We start from the raw sequence: 8,052 nt of genomic DNA on the forward strand, positions 1-8,052 counted from the left end.
GCGAGGTCCGCCACGTGGCCGGCCACGAGCCGGTCGGCGTCCCATTCCGCCCAGGACTGCGCGCCCCATCCGTTGAAGACCCAGTCCACGGCGCGCGTCCCGCCGTCCTCGGCATGGACGAACGTCGGTCCGCTGTCGCGCAGCCACGCGTCGTCCAGCGGCACCCTCGCCACGGCGATCCGGGGGTCCAGCCCTTCGGGGCGGTCGCCTGGGTCCACCAGCATGGTCACCGGTTCGTACCGCGCGATGGTGTTGGCGACCGCGGCCCAGGCGGCGCGGGCGGTGGCGAGTGCGGGGTCGTCGTCGAACGTGGCGTTCAGGGTGGGGAAGGCCATCCAGGTGCGCGCGTGCCGTTCCCATTCGGCGGGCATTCGGACGCTCATCGTTCACCGCACGTGCGGGTTCGGGGCAAGCCGTGCCGGTGAGCCTGGTCGGCAGGACGCCGGTCTGGATTCCGCTGTTTCAACACTGACGGTTCTCTTATCTGCATGGCTCTGTTCTCACGGTCGGCGGCAGTACAGGACTTCAGAACGCACAGGTGAATGGACCACCGAAGCGCCCGGGGCAGGATGGCGCTGTGGCCTGTGGCGGACGGAGCGGCCGCTGTACGGCCTGGAGTTCCTAGACGCGGGTCCAGGAGTCGGGGGTCACGGTGCAGGGGGTTCCGTCGTGGTACACGAGGGCGGCTCGGTCGGGGTCCAGGGCGATGGTGACGAGGGTTTGCCACTGGGGTTCGCCGGGCGTTTCCGGCGAGGGATGGCAGCAGAGGGCCGCGCCCTCTTCCCGGTGCTGGTGGAGCGCTCGGGCCCGGAGGGTCGGCGTCGGGCTCCTCAGGGCGTCGGCCCGCTTGATCAGAGCCTCGTGGCGGGCGTAGGTGTCCGGGTCGGTCGGACCCAGGCGCTCGCCGCGGGCGAGGGTCTCGTCGAGGAAGTGGTTGGTGTGGAGGGTGAGGCCGTCGGGGCGCGGCGGGAGCACGGCGAGGCCGGCCGGGGACAGCTCCAGGCAGCGGGCGTCCTCGCGGGTCACCACCGTCAGGGCCGCCGAGGCGGACACCGTCGCCGACCGCGCGATCTCCTCCGCCTCGTCCAGGGTGGTGGCCTCGTCCAGGACGCGGCGGGCGATGAGGTGGACCGGAACGCCCTCGGTCCCGCCGTCGCTCTCGTGCTGCAGCAGGTTGAAATGGAGGCCGAGGCCCGCGCTGTTGACGCCGATCTTGGCGAGGACGCCGTACTCGGTGAAGGTCTTGACGGTGCGGTCCGGCGCGGGCCGGTACTGCCAGATGAGCTTGACGCCGTCCATCGACTCGTACCAGTCCCAGGTCTGGACGGTGCGGGGTGCGGTGCCGTCGGACGGCGTGTGCACGGCGGTGGAGCATTCGCCGGGGAGGGGCTCGCGGACGTGGGCGAGCACCTCGGAGCGGGCGTTGAGGGCGGCGGCCTGCCATGGTTCGAGCGCGGCGCCCTCCGCGATGCCGAGGATCTCCTCGGCCAGGCCGGGAGCCCAGGCCGCGACCGTGTCGAGGGTGCGGGCACCGACGTCGCGCACGAGCCGGTCCGGGAGGCCGAGTCCGGTGAACAGCCGGAGATAGGCGTCCCACGTGGACTCGATCTCCGGGCGCAGGGACCGGCCGAGGTGGACGCCGCGCGCCGCACCGGCGAGCGGCGGCGAGGCGAAGACGGTGATGGTCATGAGCGTTCCGCGCGCAGCCGCAGGGAGTCGATCATCAGGTCCAGCGCGGTCTCGAAGATCTCGGGGTCCTGGAGTCCGGGGAAGACCGCGGAGACCGCGCTGATGTTCGGGTAGCGGTCGGGGGGCAGGATGCGGTAGTCGATCTGCCAGGCGTTGAGGTCGCCGCTGAGCGCCTCGGGTTCGAGGGCGGCCAGCGCGGCGTCCTGCGCGGCGAAGGCGAGGACGAAGTCGCTGAAGACCCGGTAGTAGCGGGCGGCGTCGGCCTCGGCGAAGCCGGCGCGCAGCATGCATCCGATGACCCGGTCGACCTTGCGGAACTCGTTCTCCCTGCGGGCGGTGCGCGCGCCGGAGAACTGGGCGACCTGCGGGTGCCGCAGGAACACGCGGTGGGTGCGGCGGGCCAGCTCCCTCAGGTCGGCCGCCCAGTCGTCGCTCGGCTCGGGCATGCCGTCGAGCGCTTCGGCCTGCAGGGCGTCCAGGAGGGCGAGCATGAGCTCGTCGCGGTCGCGGAAGTGGCGGTAGATCGCGGTGGGGTGGGCGCCGAGCTCCTCCCCGATGGCCTGGAAGGTGAGGGCCTGCGCGCCGCCCCGCTCCGAGACCCGGAACGCCGCCTCGATGATGAGGTCGCGGTTCAGCCGGGTTCGCGGGCTGCGGTTGGTCGTCATGTGTTCTCCGAAGGTGTGGGCGTGCGGGTCAGCCGACGCCGCCGAGGTGCGCGGCCCACGGGTAGTAGATGTAGTCGAACGCGGCGGGCGCGCCGGTGATCCGTTTGTTCATCCACAGATCGTTGTCCAGTTGGAGTCCGGGGACCATGGGGAGCAGTCGGTCGTGCAGGGTGGTCTCCATCTTGGCAACCAGCCGGGCCCGTTCGGCCGGGTCGGCGGTGCGCCGCGCCTCGGCGAAGGCCGCGTCGACGCCGTCGAAGCCGTACTGGTTGAACAGTCCCCCGGTGACGGCGGTCGAGGCGATCCAGTCGAGCGGGTTGACGGTGTTGGGCCAGAACTGCGTGTAGAGGATGTCGATCCCGGCACGGGTCTGGGCGTCGTAGAGGTAGTTGGAGTAGCCGGTCTGCGGGACGACCCTGAGCTTGAACGGGAGGCCGATCCGGTCGGCGGCGTCCTTGACGGCGAGTCCGAGCCGGCGGGTGTCGGCGGAGTCGGGCACGACCATGGTGACCGGACGCGCCGGGGCCCTGCCGACGAGCTTCCTCGCCTCGTCGTAGTGCGCGGAGACCGGTTCGGGAAGCGTCGCGGCGAGGGCGTCGAGGTCGGCCTTGGCGAAACCGTAGACCGACGGCGGGGTCTGGAGTTTGATCGGCCGGGCGAGGCCGGGGTAGACCTTGTCGGCGATGCCCTTCCAGTCGATCGCCAGCTGGAGCGCCCTGCGCAGCGCCGGGTCCGCCATCGGGCCCTTCGGTTCGGCGTAGACCAGGGTGACGTTCACCGGGGCCAGGCCCTGGGTGATGGTGCCGTTGCGGCTGTTGCGCAGCTGGTCGCGGCCGCTGGGCGGAAGGGAGTAGGCCCCGTCGATCTGGCCGCGCAGCAGGCCCGCGGTGATGGCGGTGTCGTCGGTGAGGAAGGTGAAGTCCAGCGTGTGGACCTTGGGCCGCAGCGCGGTGTTCCAGTAGTGGTCGTTGCGGGTGAGCGTGATCGACTGGCCCTGGCGCCACTTGGTGAACGCGAACGGCCCGGTGCACATCACCCCGGTTCCGGGCGTCCCGAAGTTCTTGGCGTGCTCCAGGTAGAACCGCTTCTGCACGACGACTCCGGCGAAGCTGGCGAGCTCGTCGTTGAACAGGTAGTCCGGTGTCTTGAGGGAGACGGTGACCTGGTGGGCTCCGGTCACCTGGACGTCCCTGACGTTGGCGAACAGGAAGTTGTACAGCGAGGTCTTGTCGGTGAGGTTGTGCCGGAGGCTCCAGGCGACGTCCTCGGCCGTCATCGGGCTGCCGTCCCAGAACGTGACGTCGTCGCGCAGCTCGTACACCCACCGCAGCGGGCCGGGGTTGGTGACCGACTTGGCCAGGTTGGGCCTGATCGCCGAGTCGGGGGTCCGCGCGAGCAGCGTCTCGCACATGTTGGAGTTGATGGTGTTGGGCGTGTAGTCGGCCGACCTGAACGGGTCGATCGTCTCCGGTTCGCCCTGGAACACGTTCCAGGTGACCTTGTCGACGTCCTTGGTGGCCTTGGCGGTCATCACCGTGCGCTCCGCGGCTCCGTCGACGGCGGATCCCGGATGGGTCCCCATCGAGCAGGCCGTCGCCATGAGCGCGAGCGCGAGGAGACCGGCGGTGAGGGGTCTGCGGGACATCGGACTCACTTCCTGGGGGCGGGCTTCCAACCGGGCCGCGGGACGCTGTCGAGGAGCAGCCGGGTGTAGGGGTGGGTGGGCCGGTCCAGGAGCGCGGCGGTGGGACCGCTCTCGACGATCCGGCCCTGGCGCATGACGACCGTCTCGTCGGTGATCTGCCGGATGACGGCCAGGTCGTGGCTGATGAACAGGTAGCTGACCCCCGTGCGGGCCCGGATGTCGGCGAGCAGGTTGAGGATCTGCGCCTGGATGGAGACGTCCAGCGCGGAGACGGCCTCGTCGAGGATGACGATCTCGGGCTGGGCGGCCAGCGCCCGCGCGATCGCGACCCGCTGCCGCTGGCCGCCCGACAGCGCGCCGGGCAGGGCGCGCAGCTGCCGCTCGTCGAGGCCGACCAGCGCCGCGAGCTCCTCGACCCGCGCGGCCAGGGCCGCGCCGCGGAGCCCGAAGTGCAGCCGCGCGATCTCGCCGAGGCAGTCGCCGACCTTCTGGCGGCGGTCGAGCGAGGTGTAGGGGTCCTGGAAGACGATCTGTATCCTGCGTCCCCGGGCCCGCCGCTCCCGGGCCCGGCGGGCGGGCCGGGTGTGGTCGGCGCCGTCGATGACGACGCGTCCCGCGGTGGGCCGCTCCAGGCCGATCAGCATCCGCGCCGTGGTGGTCTTGCCCGAGCCGGACTCGCCCACGATCCCGAGGGAGCCGCCCGCCGGCAGGTCGAAGCCGACACCGTCGACCACGCGGGTCCGGTGGTAGTCCTTGGTCAGTCCCTCGGCCTGGAGGATCATGACGTCGCCTCCTCGATGAGTCGGCCGCGCAGGTCGGCGGCGCGGTGGCACCTGCTCTGCCCCTCGCCCACGGCCAGCAGGGTCTGGGCGGTCTCCGCGCACCGCGGGACGGCGTGGCGGCAGCGGGGCGCGAACGCGCACCCGTCCGGCGCCTCGTAGGCGGTGGTGGGGTGGCCGGGGACGGCCTCCAGCCGCGAGGCCGGCCGGGTGACGTCGGGCCGGGCCCGCACCAGCGCGGCGGTGTAGGGGTGGAGCGGGTCGTCGTGCAGGCGGGCGGCGGCCTGCCGTTCGACCACTCCCCCCGCGTACATGACCGCCGTCTCGTCGCAGACCGCCGCGGCCAGTTCGAGGTCGTGGGTGATGAACAGCATCGCCATGCCGTACTCGCGCTGGAGCCCGGCCAGGATGGCCATGACCTCCGCCTGGCTGGTGACGTCCAGCGCGGTCGTCGGCTCGTCGGCGAGGATCAGCTTCGGCCGCACGGCGACGGCGGCGGCGATCATCACGCGCTGGAGGAGTCCGCCGGACAGCTCGTGCGGGTACTGGCGCAGGCGCCGCTCCCCGTCGCCGATCCCGACCTCGGCCAGCAGTTCGACGGCGCGCCGGGAGGCCGCCCGGGGCTTCATCCCCTGGTTGACGCGCAGCGCCTCGGTGAGGAAGTCGCCGATGCGGCGCACCGGATTGATGTGCGCCCGGGGGTCCTGGAAGACGATCGCGACGTCCTCGGCCCGGTAGCGGCGCAGCGCGGCCCCGCGCAGCGCGGCGACCGGCCTCCCGTCGAACCGCACGTCACCGTCGACCTGCGCGCCGGACGGCAGCAGCCGGGCGATGGCGCGGGCCGTCATGGACTTGCCGGAACCCGACTCGCCCACCAGGCCGAGTGTCCGTCCCTCCGCCAGACTCAGCGACACCTCCCGGAGCACGGTGCGCGGGACGCCTTCCACCGGCAGCCGCACCGTCAGGTCCTCGACCGACAGCAGTGGACTCATCGACGTGCCTCCGCCCGGGCCGAGAGCCGGTCGCCCAGCAGGTTGGTGGCCGCGACCGTGGCCACGATCAGCAGGCCCGCGTACACCGACTCCTGGGGGTAGCGCTGCATCATGCCGGGGATGCCCTCGCCGGCCATCGCGCCCCAGTCGGCCGTCGGCGCCTGGACGCCCAGGCCGATGAACGACAGTCCGGCCAGGTCGATCAGCGCCAGCCCGAACGCCAGCGCGGCGTCGGCGACGATCAGTGTGGTGATGTTCGGCAGGATGTGCCGCAGGCAGATCGTGACGCCGTGGAGCCCCTGCACCCGCAGGGCCGCGACGTAGGGCAGCGACCGTTCGCGCAGCGCGGCGCTGCGGACGATCCGGGCCAGGTAGGGCGTGTAGGCGATCGACAGCGCGATCACCGCGGCGGGCAGGCCCGCCCCGAACAGCGCCGTCGCCAGGATCGCCAGCAGCAGGCCGGGGAAGGCGAACAGCGCGTCGCAGACCCGGGCGACGACGGCGTCGAACCAGCCGCCGGTCCAGGCGGCGGCCAGCGCGATCGCGGTGCCGAGCACGGTCGAGACGACGACGATGAGGGCGGGACCGGCCAGCGAGGTGCGGGCGCCGGCGACCAGCCGGGCCAGCAGGTCGCGGCCGCTGGCGTCCTGGCCCAGCAGGTGGGCGGTGCTCGGCGCGCGGTAGGCCTCCGAGAGCGCGACGGCGTTGGGGTCCGTCCAGGCGATCAGCGGCCCCACCAGGGCCAGCAGGAACACGGCGGCGAGCACCCCCGTCGCGATCCGAGCGGTCACGACGGCCTCCTTCCGAGCTGGATACGCGGGTCGAGCAGCGAGTAGGCGAGGTCGATGAGGGTGTTGAGGACGATGAAGGCGGTCACGTACACCAGGCAGATGGCCTGGACGACGGGGAAGTCCTTCTGCTGGACCGCGCTGACCAGGTAGCCGCCGAGCCCGTTGAGCTGGAACGCCTGCTCGACGACCACGCTCGCGGCGATGAGCCCGGCGACGGTCAGGCCCGCGACGGTCAGGACCGGCACCGTGGCGTTGCGCAGCACGTGCCTGCGGACGACGAACCGGTAGGGCAGGCCGCGGCTGATCGCCGTCTGCACGTGGTCGGCGGCGAGTTCCTCGCGGACGGCCGCCTGGGTCAGCTTGCCCACGAACGCCACCGACGAGAACGCCAGCGCGACGGCGGGCAGGACCAGGTGGTGGATCCGGCCGAGCAGGCCCGACCCGGACCCGAACACCGGGAACCAGCCGAGGCCGACGGAGAACACCATCGTCAGGACGACCGCCGCCACGAACGCCGGCACCGCCATCGCGGCGGTCGCGGCGCCGACCAGCGAGTCCGCCGTCCGGCCGGGACGCAGCCCCGCGTAGATCCCGACCGCCAGCCCCGCCAGGATGATGATCACCGTGGCGAACAGGACCAGCGCGAGGGTGTTGGCGGCGCGGTCGGCCAGCAGGGACGAGACGCTGTCGTGGTAGAGGATCGAGGTGCCGAGGTCGCCGTGGACGACGCCGGCGAGCCAGCGCCAGTACTGCGTCAGGACCGGCTCGTCCAGGTGGTACTCGGCGTTGAGGCCGGCGATCGCCTCGGGGCTCATCGAGCGCCCGTGGGTGAGGAAGGCGATCGGCGAGCCCGGGGCCGCGTAGAGCGCCCCGAAGATCACGAAGCTGGCGACCAGGAGCGTCGCGACCAGCCCGGTGATCCGGGACAGCACGAACCGCAGCGTCATGACACGGTCCTGCCGCCCACGACCGTCCGGACGACCCGGGCGCGCAGGAGCTCCTCGGGCGCCAGCGCCAGGACGTCGCGGTCCAGGACCACGAAGTCGGCGTGCAGTCCCGCGGCGAGCGTGCCGAACTGGTCCTCGGCCCGGCAGGCCCACGCGGCGTCGCGGGTCGCGTGGGTGATCGCCTCGGCCACGGGCATCGCGTAGCGCGCGATGTTGGGCTCCAGCGACGGGTCGCCCGCCGAGCGCCGGGTCGCCGCGACGAACATGTTGCGCAGCGGCGGGTACGGCGCGGTCGGCGAGTCGCTGCCGAACGCCAGCGGCGCGCCCGCCGTGACCATCTCGGGCCAGGGATAGCCGCGCTCGACCCGGTCGTCGCCGAGGACCGACCGCCAGCCCTCCTGGATGGCCGGGTCGGCGTGCACGGGCTGCATGCTGGCGGTGATGCCGAGCGCGGCCAGCCGCTCGATGTCGGCGGGGTCGGTGACCTCCAGGTGCTCGATGCGGTGCCGCCGCCGGGCCGGTCCGTTGACGCGGACGGCGTGCT

9 protein-coding genes are annotated in these 8,052 nt (G+C 72.5%); all 9 read right to left on the reverse strand.

What is annotated here, in order from left to right; genetic code table 11:
• A partial coding sequence (locus AB0J52_RS18770) for an agmatine deiminase family protein (RefSeq protein WP_500182869.1) occupies nucleotides 1-371 on the reverse strand: 371 nt, incomplete at its 3' end.
• Between the two features lie 250 nt (nucleotides 372-621).
• The gene (locus tag AB0J52_RS18775) at nucleotides 622-1,689 is read right to left on the reverse strand and encodes a C45 family autoproteolytic acyltransferase/hydrolase (RefSeq protein WP_500182870.1); all 1,068 of its coding nucleotides are present in this window, start codon (nucleotides 1,687-1,689) and stop codon (nucleotides 622-624) included.
• Nucleotides 1,686-2,354: a TetR/AcrR family transcriptional regulator gene (locus AB0J52_RS18780; protein WP_500182871.1), complete on the reverse strand. Its 669-nt coding sequence runs from the start codon at nucleotides 2,352-2,354 to the stop codon at nucleotides 1,686-1,688. The genes AB0J52_RS18775 and AB0J52_RS18780 overlap by 4 nt, the downstream gene beginning before the upstream one ends.
• Nucleotides 2,355-2,382: 28 nt before the next feature.
• On the reverse strand, nucleotides 2,383-3,999 hold the full coding sequence (locus AB0J52_RS18785; RefSeq protein WP_500182872.1) for an ABC transporter substrate-binding protein: 1,617 nt from the start codon (nucleotides 3,997-3,999) through the stop codon (nucleotides 2,383-2,385).
• A 5-nt stretch (nucleotides 4,000-4,004) separates the two neighbouring features.
• Nucleotides 4,005-4,781: an ABC transporter ATP-binding protein gene (locus AB0J52_RS18790; RefSeq protein ID WP_500182873.1), complete on the reverse strand. Its 777-nt coding sequence runs from the start codon at nucleotides 4,779-4,781 to the stop codon at nucleotides 4,005-4,007.
• Entirely contained in the window at nucleotides 4,778-5,770 is a 993-nt protein-coding gene (locus AB0J52_RS18795; protein ID WP_500182874.1) for an ABC transporter ATP-binding protein, read from the reverse strand. Before AB0J52_RS18795 ends, AB0J52_RS18790 begins: the two co-directional genes overlap by 4 nt.
• Nucleotides 5,767-6,561, reverse strand: coding sequence for an ABC transporter permease (locus AB0J52_RS18800; RefSeq protein WP_500182875.1), 795 nt, complete (start codon nucleotides 6,559-6,561; stop codon nucleotides 5,767-5,769). The genes AB0J52_RS18795 and AB0J52_RS18800 overlap by 4 nt, the downstream gene beginning before the upstream one ends.
• Entirely contained in the window at nucleotides 6,558-7,508 is a 951-nt protein-coding gene (locus AB0J52_RS18805; protein WP_500182876.1) for an ABC transporter permease, read from the reverse strand. The genes AB0J52_RS18800 and AB0J52_RS18805 overlap by 4 nt, the downstream gene beginning before the upstream one ends.
• Nucleotides 7,505-8,052 (reverse strand): amidohydrolase family protein (locus tag AB0J52_RS18810; protein WP_500182877.1); only part of this gene is annotated, 548 nt, incomplete at its 5' end. The genes AB0J52_RS18805 and AB0J52_RS18810, both read right to left, overlap by 4 nt.

The sequence above is a fragment of the Spirillospora sp. NPDC049652 genome, from assembly GCF_040675125.1.
Classification (GTDB): domain Bacteria; phylum Actinomycetota; class Actinomycetes; order Streptosporangiales; family Streptosporangiaceae; genus Spirillospora.

What these genes read in the sequence shown, in the direction of transcription:
- AB0J52_RS18775 (WP_500182870.1), bottom strand. Translation starts at nt 1,689, where the DNA reads ATGACCATCACCGTCTTCGCCTCGCCGCCGCTCGCCGGTGCGGCGCGC.
- AB0J52_RS18780 (WP_500182871.1), bottom strand. Translation starts at nt 2,354, where the DNA reads ATGACGACCAACCGCAGCCCGCGAACCCGGCTGAACCGCGACCTCATC.
- AB0J52_RS18785 (WP_500182872.1), bottom strand. Translation starts at nt 3,999, where the DNA reads ATGTCCCGCAGACCCCTCACCGCCGGTCTCCTCGCGCTCGCGCTCATG.
- AB0J52_RS18790 (WP_500182873.1), bottom strand. Translation starts at nt 4,781, where the DNA reads ATGATCCTCCAGGCCGAGGGACTGACCAAGGACTACCACCGGACCCGC.
- AB0J52_RS18795 (WP_500182874.1), bottom strand. Translation starts at nt 5,770, where the DNA reads ATGAGTCCACTGCTGTCGGTCGAGGACCTGACGGTGCGGCTGCCGGTG.
- AB0J52_RS18805 (WP_500182876.1), bottom strand. Translation starts at nt 7,508, where the DNA reads ATGACGCTGCGGTTCGTGCTGTCCCGGATCACCGGGCTGGTCGCGACG.